Origin of the sequence: Haloarcula halobia (assembly GCF_029338255.1) — an archaeon.
GTDB classification, from domain to species: domain Archaea; phylum Halobacteriota; class Halobacteria; order Halobacteriales; family Haloarculaceae; genus Haloarcula; species Haloarcula halobia.
In genome coordinates this window covers 805,229-821,129 of the sequence record NZ_CP119787.1, presented here as the reverse complement: position 1 = coordinate 821,129, position 15,901 = coordinate 805,229, and the positions used below count along the sequence as shown (strand labels likewise).

Genomic DNA, 15,901 nt, shown 5'->3' with positions numbered 1-15,901 from the left:
GCTATCGGTCGCGCCCGTGAGCAGGCACGGCACTGGCAACGCGCGCCTACCGGGGCGTACAGCGGACGGCACCGCCCTGGTCGACCGTGACTTCGTGGCCGGCATAGGCGAATCGAACGGATAGCGGCGTCCCGTTTTGCCGGGCGGATGCGACGAGAACCTCGAGGACACCCAGGTCGACCGCCTCGTACAGCGGCGGCAGGTCCGTCGGCCGCCGGCCCGTGCGCTCGCCGACGTGCTGTACCACCGCCTCCAGGACGGAGCGTCGCAGGGGCGGTGACCCGTCGCGCCCGTCACTCGTTGTCATTGACCTACGTGGAGTTCCACAACTGTCTATATAAATATATCGTGCACGGTAACAGGTCGGGGCGAGGTAGCGAGAACGGTAGTCGGGAGCGGTGCCGGCCGTCTCTCGGGTACCGTCCACATCACCGACCGGGACGGAAGGAGCGCCGCGACAGAGCCGGGAACCGCGTCGAGACGGTCTGCTCCGGGTCGCTGCAAAGCCGCGCCAGACCGAGAGCGGTTCAGAGGTCCGCCATCAGCCGGCTCCGGAACCGCCGGACGAGAGTGTGAAGCAGGATGGCTTCGAACAGCAGAACGCCATTGATGCGCCCAGGACCGCGCTGCCAGTGTTTACCGTTTCGCCTCTCGCCGACCTAAGAGAACCCGAGCGAATGTTTCTTTACGGAGGACCCGCCATGGGTACCATGGATTGGCAGATGTTAGTACACCACGTCCGAGACGAGCGCCGCCGGGGAGGTGTCCGATGACCCGCTGTCTCGTGCTCGCGGACGACCTGACCGGGAGCTGCGACGCCGGCCACGAGTTCGCGACACGCGACTACGACACCCGGGTCGTCGTCGGTCCGGAGCGTGCGACGCCGGCCGGCGGCGACGTCGTCGTCTCCAACACCGACTCGCGGTACGTGGACCCGGCGCTCGCTGCCGAGCGCGTGCGTGCTGTCCTCGACGCCCACGACCCAGCCGTCGTCTACAAGAAAGTCGACTCGACCCTCCGCGGGAACGTCCGTGCGGAGGTCGAGGCCGCGACGCGGGCGATCGACCCCGCGCTCGTCCTCGTCGCACCGGCGTTCCCGGGCAACGGTCGCCTGACTGCGAGCGGCTACCACCTCGTCGACGGGCGACTGGTGACCGAGTCGCCGCCCGGCGACGACGGGGAGCGGCCGCCGACACACGACGCGCTCCCCGAGCTCTTCGCCGAGAGTCCCTATCCCGTCGAAGCGGTCGGTGTCGAGACCGTCGCGCACGGAACGGACGCCGTCCGCGACACACTGGAACCGCTGGCCGGGGCCGACGGGCCGGTCGTCGTGACCTGTGACGCCGTGACGGACCGGCACCTCGAGGCACTCGCCGCGGCGGCCGAGGCGCTGCCCGAGCGGTGTCTGTACGTCGGCAGCGGCGGGCTCGCCCGCCACATCACCGTCCCGGGCGCGCCGTCCGGTGCGGGCATCGACGTCGACCGGGACCGGACGGTGGTGGGCGTCTCGGGGAGCGTCGCTCCGGAGACGCTCGCACAGCTCGAGGTCATCCCGGCAGCGCTGCGACGACAGCTCGCCGTGGCGGATGCGGTCACCGATCCGGCGGGAGCGGGGGCCGACCTGGCGGCCCGCGGCCGCGCCGCTCTCGACGACCACGGGACGGTCCTGCTCTCGAGTGCCGAGCGGCGCGCCGACGTCGACCGGGCGATGGCCGCCGGCGAGCACGCGGCCGTCGACGGCGCGGCGGTACGCCGACGGGTCGCCGAGGCGCTCGCCGCGGCCGCGGCCGGTGTCGTCGACGAGGGGCGGGCGCCGAACCTCTTCCTGACCGGCGGCGCGACGGCACGGACCGTCTTCGAGGAGCTCGACGCGAAGCGGCTCCGCATGGCCGGCGAGGGGATCGCGCCGGGCGTCCCGCTGGCGACCGTCGAGGGTGGCGTCGCGGACGGGACGGCCGTCGTGACGAAAGCGGGCGGGTTCGGCGGCGAGCAGGCAATCATTAAGTCCCTCGCTCGTCTGGGTCAAGCCGATGAGCGATCGAAGCATCACCGTCGGCGTCACCATGGGTGACCCTGCGGGTATCGGCAGCGAAGTCATCGTCAAATCGTACCCGACGCTCGTGGCGGACGCCACCGTCGTCGTCATCGGGGACGCGACCGTCGTGGAAGACGCCGTCGACCGGTTCGCCCCCGACCTCGAGGTCCGTCGCGTCGACGACCCGCGCGACGCGACGGCCGACCCCGGCGTCGTGCCGGTCATCGACCTCGATAACGTGGCCGACCACGAGTACGGCGAACTCTCGGAGGCCAACGGCGAGGCGAGCCTCGAGTACATCGAGCGCGCGATCGAGCTGGCACAGGCCGGTGCCATCGACGCGATGACCACCGCCCCCATCAACAAGCAGGCGACGAAGATGGCCGGCAGCGAGTACGCGGGCCACACGGGGATGCTCGCGGACCACACCGGCACCGACGACTACTCGATGATGCTCATCGAGGACGACCTGACCGTCACCCACGTCAGCACGCACGTCCCGCTGCGGGAGGCCTGCGACCTCGAGGTCGACGACGTCGCCTCGACCATCGCCGTCACGGACGAGGCGCTGCGCGATCTGGGCATCGACGACCCGTCGGTCGCCGTCGCGGGGCTGAACCCCCACGCGAGCGACGGCGGCCTCCTCGGCGACGAGGAGGCCGAGACCATCGAACCGGCCGTCGAACAGGTCGCCGAGACCGGCGTCGACGTGACCGGGCCGCTCCCGCCGGACACGGTGTACGTCCGGGCCGCCTCGGGCGAGTTCGACTGCGTCGTCTCGATGTACCACGACCAGGGCCACATCCCCATCAAGATGCTCGGGTTCACCGGCGACGGGGACGCCGTGAGCGGCGTCAACGTCACCATCGGCCTGCCCATCATCCGGACCAGCGTCGACCACGGCACCGCCTTCGACATCGCCGGCGAGGGCGTCGCCTCCGAACAGAGCATGATCGACGCGGTGTCGACGGCCGTCAGACTCGCCCGGTAAGCCGGGGCCAGTGCGGGTCGGCGTCCCGTCCCGGCGCCAGTGCGGGTCGGCGTCCCGTCCCGGCGCCTCACCCGCCCTCGAAGACGCCCTCGACGAGCTGGGTCTCCTCGAAGAGGTCGCGGTACTCGTCGGGGACGCGTTCGTCGGTCACGAGGAGGTCGACGTCGTCTATCGACCCGAAGCGACGGAAGCTCTGCTCGCCGAACTTCTCGGCGATGGTGACGACGACGGCCCGTGCCGAGTGCTCGACGACCAGGCGCTTTATCTTCGCCTCGGACTCGTTCGGTGCCGAGAGCATACCGTCGGCCTCGATGCCGTTGACGCCGATGAACGCCAGGTCGAAGTTGGAGTTGCGGATGTACTCCTCGGTCGTCGGCCCGACGAGGGCCTTCGTCTCGTTGCGGTACTCGCCGCCGGTCATCTTCACCGTCCCCTCTGCCTTCGCCAGTTCGAGGAGCAACAGGGGCGAGCTGGTGACGGCGATGGTCGACCGGCCGCCCGGCGCGGCCTTCGCGACCTGCATCGTCGTCGTCCCCGCGTCGTAGTAGACGACGTGACCCTCCGAGATCTCCTCGACGGCCCGATCGGCGATGGCCTGCTTGCGCTCTAAGTGCTGGATGAGGCGGCGATCGAACGACCGCTCGATGCCCACGTCCGTCGTGGGCACGACCCCGCCGTGCGTTCGCTCGACGAGGTTCCGGTCGTCTAAGTCACGGAGGTCACGTCGGATCGTCGACTCGGAGACGTCGAGGTGGTCGGCCAGTTCCTCGACGGAGAGCCCACCGTGTTTCGTGACCAGCTCGGTGATGGACCGACGACGCTTCTCCGGGGTCGTCATGGGACAGCACCTCCGGGCGCGCGTGGGTGGGACGGTGTGGCTGGCATACCTCCGTGTAACGCCGACTGGTATTTACGTGTCTCGCCCGCGTCGGTCGGCGATTACGCGTCGTCCCAGACCTCGTCGACGGACGCCCCATCGTGGACGATCTCGTTGAGCGCGGCGACGGTCCGTTCGGGGTCCGCGGACTTCCAGATGGTGCGGCCGATCATCAGGCCGCGAGCGCCGGACTCCATGGCACCCTCGACGGACTCGAGCATCGCCCGGGTCGTGCCGGTGGCCGGGCCGCCCAGGATCATCACGGGGACCGGGGAGTTCTCGACGAGCGGTTCGAACGTCTCGACGCTGCCGGTGTAGGGCGCCTTGAGGATGTCCGCGCCGAACTCCCAGCCCATGCGCATCGCGTCCTCGACGAAGTCGACGTCCGTCTCCAGTTTCTCCGGGACGCGTCGGCCCCACATGACCGGTTCGACGACCAGCGGGATGCCGGTGCCACGCAGGTCCTCGGCGAGTTCGGCGATGTACTCGACGTTCCGGCGGAACGTCTCGGTGTCGTCGCGGCCGAACACGAGCACCGTCTTGACGCCGACGGGGTCGAGCTCGGCGAGGAACTCGGCGTCGAACGCCGGCGTCCAGAGGTCCTTGTCGTGGTCCCGACCGGGGCTGGTCGACCACGTCACGACGTCGGCGGTGACGACGATGTCGACGTCCGCCTCCTCGAAGCGGTCCTGGTAGTGACGGGCCATGTGTGGCCCGACGAGGACGCCGTCCGGCTGTCCCGCCAGGACCTTGTCGATGGTCTCTACCGGGTTCTTGAATCCGTCAGGTGCACCGAGGCTGAGTCCGTGATCGAGCGCTACGACGACTGCGTTCCCCGACGGGGTGTCGAGGAGTTGCTGTGTGCTCATTGGCTTCAGCTAGTCCTCTGTAAGGCCACGTATAAAACTATTCTCCTGACGGCTCGCGTCCCGTCAGATGATTCGCCAGCCACCGTCGACCATCAGGACCTCGCCGGTCACGTAGTCCGCGTCGTCGCTGGCCAGGTAGAGGGCCGCACCGGCGATGTCCTCGGGGGTCCCGGCCCGCCCGGCGGGGACCGGTTTGATGAGGCCGTCCGTGGCCGCCTTTTCGGGTGCTTCCTCCGACCAGCCGTCGATGAACTCGGTCGCAATCTGCCCGGGGCCGATGGCGTTCACCCGGATGTCGTGCTCGGCGAGCTCGAGTGCGGCCCCGCGGGTTATCATCTTCACGGCGGCCTTCGTCGAGTCGTACTGAATCTGTTCGCGCTGTGCGACGAACGAACTGATGGAGGCGGTGTTGACGATCGAGCCCTCGGCCCCGCGGTCGATCATGTCCTCGGCCGCCGCCTGGCACCCGAAGAACACGCCCTTGGCGTTGACCTCGTGTATCTTCTCGAACTCGGCCTCGCTGACCTCGAGCAGGCCGCCGCCGATGAACAGCCCGGCGTTGTTCACCATCACGTCGACACCGCCGTGCTCCCGGGCCTCGGCCACGGCCGCACGGATGTCCTCGGCGTCCGAGACGTCGGTCTGGACGTACTCGGCGGTCCCGCCCTGGTCGCGGATGTACTCGTGTGTCGGGACGTCGGCGTCCTTGGGTTCGGACTCGATGTCCGCGTTGAGCACCGTCGCCCCGGCGTCCGCGAACCTGATGGCGATTTCGCGTCCGATTCCGGAGGTCGCACCGGTGACCACAACGGTCTTCCCGTCGAAGTCTGCACTGTAGTCTGGCATCGTCGGTAACTGCGCCAACGTACGTGTTAAACATTCTGGGACCCGGCGAGCCGGTGTTTCCGTTAGCAGACTCACCATACAGAGCCAGGGAGCCCCGCCCGAGACAGCTGACCACCCGGCTACGGACAGGCCTGAAAGAGGGGCGTCATCGGCGGGTCGCGCCCGATGGCAGTCGGGGCTTTCCGGCTCTCTGAACGGATCACTCCGTAAGTGAACACCACTCCCGCCGGCCGCGTGACTGACGGTGAACAGCACGTGAATATTTCTTCGCATTGGATATTAATTACAACTTCTAATGGCTAAAATATATTCACATGCAGACCAATGGTAACAATGCACACGCTTTATGGCCTCGTCTTCCCTCGGTTTTTTCGGCGCAGTATCAGTGACGCCGTGGTAATTTTTGACTGTGATAATATTAATTTTTCTTTTTTCAGTCAGTATCATGTGGCGATTCGGGGTATTTTGCGCAGACGTGCCCACCACGAGCGACGGACGCACGTGGACGGTGCCACGGACCCCCTACACCCGCCGTGGCACAGCCGGTGGGCGGACACCGATCTCCTCGAGGGCGACCCGACGACAGCACACTTCTAACATACGTACGTTTGTTATGTCCAGCCGTCGCACCGGCGACGCGTCGCCCGACACCGGACCGTTCACAGCGGGAAGTGACAGAACGCGTTCGTCCAGCAGCTGTTCGGCTGTCGGACACCGAACGGAGCGGTTATCAACATATACAGTCGTATGAGAAGATATATCCTCGCTACTCGAAATATAATAAGAGATATACACTTTCTATAGATATATTTCCCGAATTGAGAATCGTATTGGTCAATTCTGGATATATTCGTTGAATTTTCTCCCGAAAATCCCCTCGCGGATCGGGAAGGTGTGGGTCGTTCCCGGCGGGGAAGTGTCGATGGAGGCCGCCCTCGACGACCACCCTGCACGCGGGGTGACCGAAGAGATTCTTGCCGGCCGAGAATCGCCCTCGGCATATATCCTCGCTGCGAGCCGACTGTGTAGTGGAGGACGACAACTATGAACAGTCCAGTACAGGGCGTCGCCCAGTGGGGGCCACACCGCGGCCCACACGGTCCAGTGGGACCACACGGTCCGATGGGGCCAGACTGGGTCGCCAGGAACGGGCTCGCACCCTGGAGTAGCGCCGGAAGCACCGGGTTCGAGTTCCTGATGCCGCTCATCTGGCTGGTCCTGCTCGGCGTGCTCCTCGTCGGCGCGGTCTACCTGCTGGGCACCAGCAGATCGGGCACCGACTCGGGTCGGGCCGAAGCGGTGCTTCGGGAGCGATACGCCCGCGGTGAGCTCACCGACGAGGAGTTCGAGCACCGGGCCGCCAGACTCAATGACGGTGGGAACCGACGCACGTCGTCGTGAGAGTGACTGGCGAATCGAGTCGCCCTCACCCCCATCGCAATACTTATTGGTGCGTTGTCAGTTCAGCCGGCATGGGCCGAGACGTCACACGACGGGGGCTCCAGGGGGCATCCTGGGCGTCGGGGTCGGCGGCCTCGCCGGGTCCCCGGCGGCCGAGTATCTCGATTCGTTCGCGCCGCTGAGCGGCCGCGCCTGGGCGGGCCGCCGGCAACGGGTCCCCTCGAGCATGACGAGTCCGCACGGAGCGGCGACCGTCACGTACGACGATTACCACGTCCCACATGTCGAGGTCGGACTGACGCGGCCGCCGGCGTAACCATCGTGAATAGAACGTTTCCGAGCGCAGGTCGGGACCGCCACGGTCGGAGCGGGTGATGCCATCTCCTGGGTCGAAAGTTCTATTGTATAGTAGACACAATATTAAACAGAGCCATGCCCGCAACAGACCTGCCTGCCGACTGGGCCGTAAGAATCAGGCGAGAGCGCGATTCCAAGGCGGAGTCCTTCCGGGAGTCGCCGCGGTCGCCGCTGCCGCCGGAGCTGCGCGGCGCGGACTTCCCGGGACTCGCGTACTTCGACCCCGACCCGGCGTACCGGTTTTCACTCCCGCTCGAGGAACACGACCGGAAGAAGCGAATCACCGTCGAGACGACCGCGGACGGCGAGCAGACGTACCGCCGGTGGGGAGCGTTCCGGTTCGAGATAGACGGGACCGAGTACACGCTGCAAGCCTACCGGCCCGACGGCGACGCCGAGCGGTTCTGGGTCCCCTTCCGCGACGAGACGAACGGCGAGGAGACGTACGAGGCCGGTCGATATCTCGATCTCGTCCCGGACGAACACCTGGTCGACGGCGAGTGGGAGCTCGACTTCAACGCGGCGTACAACCCGACCTGTGCCTACAACCACGCCTACGAGTGCCCGCTGATCCCCGTCGAGAACTGGCTCGACGTCCGAATCGAGGCCGGCGAACAGGACTTCCCCGCCGACCCCCGGGGCCACCAGCACTGACGGTCGGTCGCGTACTCCGAGCGAGACCACAGAGCGCATCGCACGGAGGAAGAATATTGTCCGAAAACTACAATACACCCGCGCTGAGTGGATGCAGATAGACCGGCCAACTGCGAGGCGACCCTCGAATCGAGGGGAACCGCACCTGGGCCGAACCGACGACGACCGGTTGAACAGGACGTTTGTCAGCGCCGGGTCGTGACGTCGTCGCTCATCGATACGTATCAGATCGCACCGGATACCCGCGACACTGGTGTCGTCGTCGTAGGGAGCCGAGTCAAACCGGTCGTTCGCAGTATCGACACCGACCCGGAGAGTGCCACCCATACAGGAGTCTCAACACCAACTCAAATCAGCCGATGACAGCCCGGCGACCAGCGGAGAAATGTCGAATATTATGGGGGATGAAGGGAAGGGAAGGGAAGGGAAGGGAAGGGAAGGGAAGGGAACGAGACAGCCGAGTGGGGTCTGTCAAGGGGCAATTGACCGCCCGCTCGGCTGCCACCAGTGGATGATGGGGGGCGAGCATGTCGGATACTTTTCGGGGACCGCCTCCGACCGGCGGCTACCTGCACGTACGTGCCGGGATGTAATCAAGCCCCCCAGCGTGTCTCTGACGCTGAAACACTGGGAGGTTGTGTCGGTGGGACAACTAGAGAGACGTCCGTCTCAGTTCCCGAAACGCTGCTCCCCGTATTAGTATCCCGCCACCCGTTGCGCTAGATATGACCGACTTCGATGTCCGAGAGAGAACGGTTTCCCCGGTCGATGAAAACTTCCAGCGGCCCGAGGCGGACCCAGCGCCGTCACAGCTCGATGTGGTTCTGGACCCCGAATCCAACCGAGCCACCGTTGTTCCAGATCGCCCTGAAGCCGACACGACAACTGCGTGGATCACTGCCGACGTCGAGGTGCTCGTAGACGTTACCGAAATGCAGTGAGAGCACGCTGTCGGCCGGACCTCGTTTGACATCGGTGGACGGCTCAGCCCGTTGGGAGTCGATAGCCAGATCAGCAGTGACGCCGGGGCGATCGTCGGCGCCACAGCGGCGACGCCACGCTGCGAATCCGGGGCGATGGCGACAGTACTCGCTACCTGGGGTGTCGTCTTGCTACTCGTCAGCTATCGACGCTTCTCCGGCACGACTCGCTGAGGTACATTGCGCGAACGCACCACTCCGTCGGGTGCTGCGGCGTCTGGACGCCGTGGTGACTCCGTACCATCAATTTACGGGGTTCGAGTGTCAGGTAGTATCTATGTTTGCTGGTGGCTCTCGCTCGTTTTCGTTCCTGCTTGTGGGGGCAGATCCGGACGGCGAGCTTCGGTCGGCACTGGAACAGGGGGCTGGGCTCTCACTCGAAACGGGCCCCACAGGGGAGACCCACGGGGACACAGCCACAGAGACCGATTGCCTGCTCGTAAGCAGCGGCCCGGGAGAGGACGATATCGTCGACATCGTGCAGCGATGGACGGCTGAACAGCCGACCACGCCGGTCGTCGTCCTGGGGGAAAGTGACGACGAGGAGTCCGTCGGGGACGTACTGTCGGTCGGTGCGACAGAGTGGCTTCCGCGCGGACTGGCTGAGACAGCCCCGAGCGTACTGGGAGAGCGCCTTCGGACAACCGTCGAACGAGAACACGCACAGACCAGCGCACGTGAGATATACGATAACGTCGGGGGCGTCGCCATTCTCCACGATCCGGACTCGGGCGAGATGCTCCACGCCAACGAGACACTCTGTGAACTACTCGGCCACGATCGGGCGGAAGTAAAGTCGATGCGGCTCGGCGAGTTCACTGCTGATCTCCCCGGATACGACCACGAGTGGATAACGCAGGTCGTGTCGAGTGTGACACAACAGGACGGGGAACTCGAGATCGAGTGGCCACTCCAGACAGCCGAGGGTGGGGTCCGGTGGACAGAAGCGCGCCTGCGGACAGTCCACGTCGGTGGCCGTGAAGTAGTGCTAACGACGTCGGTGGACATCACCGAACGCCGCCGAGAGGAACGGAAGTACCGGCAGGTGTTCGACAACGTCAACGACGTCATCTCCGTCCACGACCCCTGGAACGAACGGATCGTCGACGTCAATCAGACGATGACCGAACTGACGGGATACAACCGCGCGACGCTGCTGGAGTTGGGTATCAGCGGACTCAGCGTGTCCGATGCCGGCTTCGGGTCGGGAACACCCTACGAACGCCAGCAACGTGTCGCGGCGACCGGAGAAGCCGAGACCGTCGAGTGGACGATCGAAACTGCTGCCGGGGCACAGCGACGGTTAGAGACGAATCTGGCACCGGCCACCATTGCGGGAGAAGACCGTGTCCTCGCCTTGTCACGGGACGTGACCGCGCGTACCGAGTACGAGCGACGGCTCGAACAGGAACGGGACCGCCGATCGATACTGTTCGAGAACAACCCCGACCCAGTCGTCCGGGTTCGGTTCGACGAGGACGACGAGCCGATCATCAGGGAGGTCAATCCCGCATTCGAGGCGGTCTTCGGGTACGCTGCCGAGGAGGTCGTCGGGGCGACCGTGGCCGAGATACTCGTTCCGGAGGACGAACACGACGACTTCGACCGCTTCCGACGGCAAGCAGCGAGCGGTGACCGTGTCAACGCGACTGCACCACGGCAGACGGCGAGTGGAATCCGCGAGTTTCTCTTCAACGTAATTCACTTCGACGCTGGCCAGGGCGAGAGCGGCGTCGCCGATGCGTACGTCTGGTACACCGATGTCACGGAACGAAAGCGGCGCGAGCGAATGGTCCGCTCCCTCCACGAGTCGACCGAAGCCGTCCAGACTGCCGAGACGGCACAGGCCGTGTGCGAAGCCGTCACGGATGCCGTCAGGGACGTGCTCGACCTGACAGCGCCGACCTGCTGGCGTGCAACGGACGACGGCCCGGAACTGACCCCCGTCGTGCGTAGCGGTTCGGAGCGTGGTCCCACAGCGGGGTTGGCCGGGTCCGACGTCATCGAGCCTGGTTCGGTTCCGTACGATGCGTATCAGGAGGAAGCGCTACGCGTGATCGAGCCTGAGACGGGCCCCGGGGAAGAGCAAGCCCCGGAGACAGCGCTCATCCCGCTCGACGGTCACGGCCTCGTCTCGGCAGCAGCACCGGAACCCAGGCACATCGACGCAGTCACGCTCAATGCCGCGCGGATTCTCGCCCGACACGCGACGACGGCACTCGATCGGGTCCAGCAGGCTCAGGAACGCCGCGAAAGTGAGCGTCGATTCCGTCTCATCGCCGAACATATCGACGAGATCGTCTATCTCACGACGGCCGACTTCTCCGAGATGCTGTACATCAACCCGGCGTACGAGGACATCTACGGACGGCCTGTCGAGGAGCTCTACGAGGAGCCGACATCGTTCATCGACGTCGCTCACCCGGACGACCGGGCGAGATACGAGGCCGACGTCCAGCGACTGATCGACGATGTGGCTGCCGGCGAGCCACAGGACACGTACGAAGGCCAGTATCGCATCGACCGGGACGGTGAGACGCGGTGGGTCGCAGTCACCCGATTCCCGATCCGGAACGCGCGTGGCGACGTCGACCGCGTCGTCGGCCGCGTCACGGACATCACCGAGCGAAAGCGCCGCGAGCGCGAGTACGAACAGATCTTCGAGATGGCCGGCGACGGAATCGTCGTCCACGACCCGGAGAGCGGTGACGTGGTCACCGCCAACCGACAGGTCGCCGACCTGTTGGGTTACGACCGTGATGCGTTCATCGAGCGACCGTTATCGGAGTTCCAGGCCACGGACGAGGGAGCCACTGCTGCGGAAGCCAGACGCCTGATCCAGGAGTCCGTCCGTGAAGGCGGACAGGAGTTCGAATGGGCCCTCGAGACGGCCGACGGTGAGACAGTATGGGTCCGAGCCAGACACGAGCTGGGTGAGATCGCGGGCGAGCAACGCATTGTCGCACTCCTGCACGACATCACCGAACGCAAGCGCCGCGAACGCGAGTACGAACAGATCTTCGACGGTGTCACCGATTCGATCACGGTCCACGATCCCGAGACGGCAGAACTCGTCGACGTCAACGAGACGTTCTGTGACATGCTGGGCTACGACCGCGAGGAGATACTGGAGATGGGAGTCGCTGGATTCAGCGCGGCCGACCGGGGCTATACGATCGACCGCGCGAGGGAGTTCGTCGAGACGGTCCTCGACGCCGACGGGCCCAGACAGACGGAGTGGGCCGTCGAGACCAGCGACGGGGAGATCCGCTGGCTGGAGGTCAAAGGGACGAGTATCGAACTCAGTGGGGAACAGCGGTACGTCTCGCTCAACCGGGACGTCACGGATCGACGCCGTAGCGAACGAAGACTCCGTGCAGTCCTCGATCGGATCGACGAAGCGATCCTCATCACGCGTGCCGAGGCGATCACCTCCGGATCACGGGCCCCCGATTACGTGAGTTCCGGATACGAGGACATCTGGGGACAGTCTCTCGAGGAGCTCATCGAAGCGTACGACGAGGGGTTCTTCAGCACGCTCCATCCACAGGACGCAGATGCCTACCGGCAGTTCGTCGAGGACATCGTCGCGGATGTTCGAGCGGGAACGGCGGCCGAGAGGTACTCCAGGGAGTACCGAATCAGTCGACACGATGGCGCGACCCGCTGGGTCAAGTCGGACTACTATCCGACGGAGTGGGACGATGGCCAGACGCGGCTCGTAATCGTCAGCCGGGACGTCACCGAGCGGAAACAGCGAGAGCGGCGTATCGCCTCGTTCGACGACGCGACCGATGACCTCGCCACGGCGAACACACCCGAAGAGGCGACGCGGATCGCTGTCGAGGCGGCTGCCGAGACCCTCAATCTCCCTGCGGTCGGGGCCTTCCTGTACGACGACGATGAGGGGGTCCTCAGACCGGAGGTGCTGGCCGGGCAACTCCCGTCAGACATGGCGAACGAGCCCATCGGTCCTGGTTCGAGCCCACTCTGGGAGGGGTTCGCGGCCGGCACGAGCGTCACATCCGACGGGGGCGAACAGAGACCGGGCTCTCACAGTGAACAAGCCGACTCCGGATCCACGACAGGACTGGCGGATCTCTCGGCATGGCGCGCGCTCTCGCTGGGGAGCCACGGCACCCTCCTCGTGGGCACTCACGACGGATCGTTAGGTGCGGAGTCGGTGCAGGCCGCCCACGTGCTCGCCGCGACGCTTGAGGCAGCACTCAATCATCTCGAAGGACAGCGACGGCTCGCCGCTCGAGAGGCGGAACTGCAGACACAGACAGAGCGAGCGGAGCTGCTGGACCGCATCGCTCGCCTCACACAGCGGGTCGAGGCCGCGATCACCGAAGCCTCGAGCAGTGCCGACGTTGAACAGGCAGTCTGTGAACGCCTCGTCGATACGGGCCCGTACGATCTGGCGTGGATCGGCGGCGTCGACGCCGGATCCGACCGTCTCGTACCTCGCGCTATCGTCGGGACGACGGCGCAACACGTCGAATCAATGGATCTGACGACGGCGGGTGAGACTGTGGATCCACACCCCGCAGTCGAGGCCTGGACGAGCGACCAGCTGCAGGTAGCGGACTCGCTCGTCGCCGACGGGCCAGCAGACGACTGGCGGCGGATTGGTCTCTCCGAGGGGTACCAGTCCCTCTGTGCGGTCCCGCTGACATACGACGACATCACGCGTGGCGTGTTGACTGTGGGCGCCGAGTCACCCAACGAGTTCGGCGAGCGCGAACGGGACGTCCTCTCCCAGCTTGGCGCCAGCATCGCAAACGCGCTGGCGGCGATCGAGCGCCGCCGGGCCCTCGAGTCCGACGAGACCGTCGAACTTGAGTTCCGCGGTGAGGGCGAAGGGCTCCCGTTCGCGCAGGCGGCGACCGAAGCGGACTGTCGCGTCAGGCTCGAACGGACCGCTGCTGGACAGGAGGGCTCCACGAGCCTGTATTTCAATTTCGAAGGCGATGCACCGACCGACGTGGTCGAGATCGCCGAACAGCGCCTCCCCGGGCCAGTCGACGTCGTCACTGACGGGTCGGAATCGACCCTGGTCGAGGCGCATGCGACTGACTGGTTTGGCTCCCCGATCGCCGAGTACGGGGGTATTCTCCGGGAGGCTGTCGCAGACCCGGACGAGACGACCATCCTCGTCGAGGTCCCGCGAGAAGCAGATGTCCGCTCGTTTGTCGAACGGATTCGGGACGTTTCCCCGTCGCTTGCACTCACCGCCCAGCGACAGCACCAGCGCCAGGACCGGACACCGTCCGAGCTGAACGAGCAGGTCCGAACCGCGCTCACCGACCGGCAACTCGAGGTGGTCCGAACGGCACTCTCCGCGGGGTACTTCGAGTGGCCCCGTGAACACGACGGGAGCGAGGTCGCTACTCGGCTGAATATCACACAGCCGACGTTCAACAAACACCTCCGTCTCGCAGAGCAACAGACGTTCGAACTGCTATTTGGCGAGGGTGACTGACTACCGGGACTGATCAGCGGGGCTGGCTCCGTCCGACTGGATCGCCCGGAGCCGACTGTCGAGGAACGAGCCCAGCGTCAGTTGTCGGAGTTCAGCGACCCGCTCCAGTACCGTCGGGGCCGATTCCAGGGCCGGGTACGCGTGGTCTTCCCTCGTCTCTCGGACTGTCCGTCGAAGCGCGCCGAGCCGCTGGGAGCGCTGGCGCGTGTACGCATCGATCACGTCCGACACCGGGCGGGTCTCGCGAATCAGTTCGGAGAGAAATCCGAGACCACTCTCGATGCCGAACCAGGGCGAAAACCCGGTCGCTGGCACCGTCGGATAGGCCGCTGTGCCACAGGCCACTACCCGATCGGTTCCCCACCGTATCCGGTCGCTGTCGCCACAGTCGACGCACTGTCGAACCATCGTCGACTCCCACTCATCCGCTGGGGGGAGGTCGATCCGGGTCCCGGGGACGCCCTCGTCGATCAGGGCGTGGAAGACCTCGCCGGGCGAGGTCGAAGCAACTGGTGTCCGAGGGATCGTGAGACGGACGAGTGTTTCCGCGCCGCCGGCGACGGGGAGTCGTTGTGCGACAGCGTTCGAATACCAGACCTCCCGAACCTGTGGCGAGTCGACTGTCCGCGTGTCGACCACCGCCTCGTACTGTGCCAGCGTCGCTGGGTCTGACGTCCCGGTGCGTGTCAGACGATGCGCCACGCCGTCGAGAGTGGCATCGACGAGCACGTCGAACCACTCGGTGATGCCATCCTCGAACGCGACTTCCAACCCATCGTCTCGTGCCGAGAGCGTGGCGAGAGCGCGATCCGTGCTGCGCTGTCGATCCGGAAGCGTCGCTTCGAGAGCGTCTGTGAGCCACCGCGTATCCACGACGACTGCGCCTGGATCGTCTCGACCGCTGGACACCGAACTGACAGACGACGGTTCCGCCGAGTCGCTGGCCTGTGCGAACGAGACACGCTGGACCGGAACTCCGTTATCGGACGAGGCTGTGTCGATCGCGAGCGTATCCAGGACCCGACACGCTGGCTGCGAGAGGAACGTCGCTCGCGACTCGATAGCGCCACCGGACTGGCACACGAGGAGGGGATCGTAGCCCTGCCGATGGAGCAAGCTGGTGAGTGTGAGCCCGACGACGGTATCTCCCACGACGAGTACCTGTCTATCGCGACGGGGGTCGCTGGCGTCGGTTTCCAGTAACCAGTTTTGCTCCGGGACGCTGTCGGCAGTGTGTGTCTCCCGCGTGGTAGCTGGCTCGGCTCCCTCGTCAGTTGCGGGGGGAGCCGCCGAGTCCGGACACTGGCCGGCGGTCATCTCGCTGGACTCCCTCGCCGACTCGAGCAGTAGCGGTGACTTGCGCTGCCGGGGATCGATGCGTCCAGGTGGCGTGTGAGGTGGCGACG

At 65.7% G+C, this 15,901-nt stretch carries 12 protein-coding genes; 6 read left to right on the top strand and 6 right to left on the bottom strand.

Annotated features, from left to right (window positions below; genetic code table 11):
- Positions 1-46 precede the first annotated feature (46 nt).
- Positions 47-307, bottom strand: a complete 261-nt coding sequence (locus P1K88_RS04340; RefSeq protein WP_276412833.1) for a HalOD1 output domain-containing protein — start codon at positions 305-307, stop codon at positions 47-49.
- 462 nt (positions 308-769) lie between these two features.
- Between P1K88_RS04340 and P1K88_RS04335 the strand changes: the two genes are divergently transcribed.
- Positions 770-2,071 carry a four-carbon acid sugar kinase family protein gene (locus P1K88_RS04335; protein WP_276412832.1) on the top strand — a complete coding sequence of 434 codons (1,302 nt, stop codon included), beginning with the start codon at positions 770-772 and terminating at the stop codon, positions 2,069-2,071.
- Positions 2,031-3,026: a 4-hydroxythreonine-4-phosphate dehydrogenase PdxA gene (pdxA, locus tag P1K88_RS04330; protein WP_276412831.1), complete on the top strand. Its 996-nt coding sequence runs from the start codon at positions 2,031-2,033 to the stop codon at positions 3,024-3,026. Before P1K88_RS04335 ends, pdxA begins: the two co-directional genes overlap by 41 nt.
- A 67-nt stretch (positions 3,027-3,093) precedes the next feature.
- Here the strand turns inward: pdxA and glpR are convergent, their stop codons facing one another.
- From glpR to P1K88_RS04315, 3 genes are all read right to left on the bottom strand, one after another.
- The gene (gene glpR, locus P1K88_RS04325; RefSeq protein ID WP_276412830.1) at positions 3,094-3,864 is read right to left on the bottom strand and encodes an HTH-type transcriptional regulator GlpR; all 771 of its coding nucleotides are present in this window, start codon (positions 3,862-3,864) and stop codon (positions 3,094-3,096) included.
- A gap of 101 nt (positions 3,865-3,965) precedes the next feature.
- Complete coding sequence (locus tag P1K88_RS04320) at positions 3,966-4,772, bottom strand: class I fructose-bisphosphate aldolase (protein ID WP_276412828.1); 807 nt, start codon at positions 4,770-4,772, stop codon at positions 3,966-3,968.
- Positions 4,773-4,835: 63 nt separating this feature from the next.
- Positions 4,836-5,618 (bottom strand): SDR family NAD(P)-dependent oxidoreductase, encoded by a 783-nt coding sequence (locus P1K88_RS04315; RefSeq protein WP_276412826.1) that lies wholly within the window; start codon positions 5,616-5,618, stop codon positions 4,836-4,838.
- Between the two features lie 1,044 nt (positions 5,619-6,662).
- Here P1K88_RS04315 and P1K88_RS04310 point away from each other — a divergent pair.
- The 3 genes from P1K88_RS04310 to P1K88_RS04300 all read left to right on the top strand — a co-directional run bounded on the left by P1K88_RS04310 (position 6,663) and on the right by P1K88_RS04300 (position 8,971).
- Positions 6,663-7,019, top strand: coding sequence for an SHOCT domain-containing protein (locus P1K88_RS04310; protein WP_276412825.1), 357 nt, complete (start codon positions 6,663-6,665; stop codon positions 7,017-7,019).
- Between the two features lie 432 nt (positions 7,020-7,451).
- Positions 7,452-8,030 carry a DUF1684 domain-containing protein gene (locus P1K88_RS04305; protein ID WP_276412824.1) on the top strand — a complete coding sequence of 193 codons (579 nt, stop codon included), beginning with the start codon at positions 7,452-7,454 and terminating at the stop codon, positions 8,028-8,030.
- A 725-nt stretch (positions 8,031-8,755) separates the two neighbouring features.
- Positions 8,756-8,971 (top strand): DUF7511 domain-containing protein, encoded by a 216-nt coding sequence (locus P1K88_RS04300; RefSeq protein ID WP_276412822.1) that lies wholly within the window; start codon positions 8,756-8,758, stop codon positions 8,969-8,971.
- Between the two features lie 412 nt (positions 8,972-9,383).
- Here the strand turns inward: P1K88_RS04300 and P1K88_RS04295 are convergent, their stop codons facing one another.
- Complete coding sequence (locus tag P1K88_RS04295; RefSeq protein ID WP_276414173.1) at positions 9,384-9,671, bottom strand: hypothetical protein; 288 nt, start codon at positions 9,669-9,671, stop codon at positions 9,384-9,386.
- On the opposite strand from P1K88_RS04295, the gene P1K88_RS04290 reads away from it, so the two are divergent.
- Positions 9,573-14,495, top strand: coding sequence for a PAS domain S-box protein (locus P1K88_RS04290; protein ID WP_276414115.1), 4,923 nt, complete (start codon positions 9,573-9,575; stop codon positions 14,493-14,495). The two genes, P1K88_RS04295 and P1K88_RS04290, sit on opposite strands and share 99 nt — an antisense overlap.
- On the opposite strand, the gene P1K88_RS04285 is transcribed toward P1K88_RS04290, so the two are convergent.
- Entirely contained in the window at positions 14,496-15,812 is a 1,317-nt protein-coding gene (locus P1K88_RS04285) for an FAD-dependent oxidoreductase (protein WP_276412820.1), read from the bottom strand.
- Between the last annotated feature and the right edge of the window lie 89 nt (positions 15,813-15,901).

Coding starts and splice junctions, on each gene's coding strand:
- P1K88_RS04310 (WP_276412825.1), top strand. CDS start 6,663: ATGAACAGTCCAGTACAGGGCGTCGCCCAGTGGGGGCCACACCGCGGC.
- P1K88_RS04315 (WP_276412826.1), bottom strand. CDS start 5,618: ATGCCAGACTACAGTGCAGACTTCGACGGGAAGACCGTTGTGGTCACC.
- glpR (WP_276412830.1), bottom strand. CDS start 3,864: ATGACGACCCCGGAGAAGCGTCGTCGGTCCATCACCGAGCTGGTCACG.
- pdxA (WP_276412831.1), top strand. CDS start 2,031: ATGAGCGATCGAAGCATCACCGTCGGCGTCACCATGGGTGACCCTGCG.
- P1K88_RS04320 (WP_276412828.1), bottom strand. CDS start 4,772: ATGAGCACACAGCAACTCCTCGACACCCCGTCGGGGAACGCAGTCGTC.
- P1K88_RS04340 (WP_276412833.1), bottom strand. CDS start 307: ATGACAACGAGTGACGGGCGCGACGGGTCACCGCCCCTGCGACGCTCC.
- P1K88_RS04305 (WP_276412824.1), top strand. CDS start 7,452: ATGCCCGCAACAGACCTGCCTGCCGACTGGGCCGTAAGAATCAGGCGA.
- P1K88_RS04285 (WP_276412820.1), bottom strand. CDS start 15,812: ATGACCGCCGGCCAGTGTCCGGACTCGGCGGCTCCCCCCGCAACTGAC.
- P1K88_RS04335 (WP_276412832.1), top strand. CDS start 770: ATGACCCGCTGTCTCGTGCTCGCGGACGACCTGACCGGGAGCTGCGAC.
- P1K88_RS04300 (WP_276412822.1), top strand. CDS start 8,756: ATGACCGACTTCGATGTCCGAGAGAGAACGGTTTCCCCGGTCGATGAA.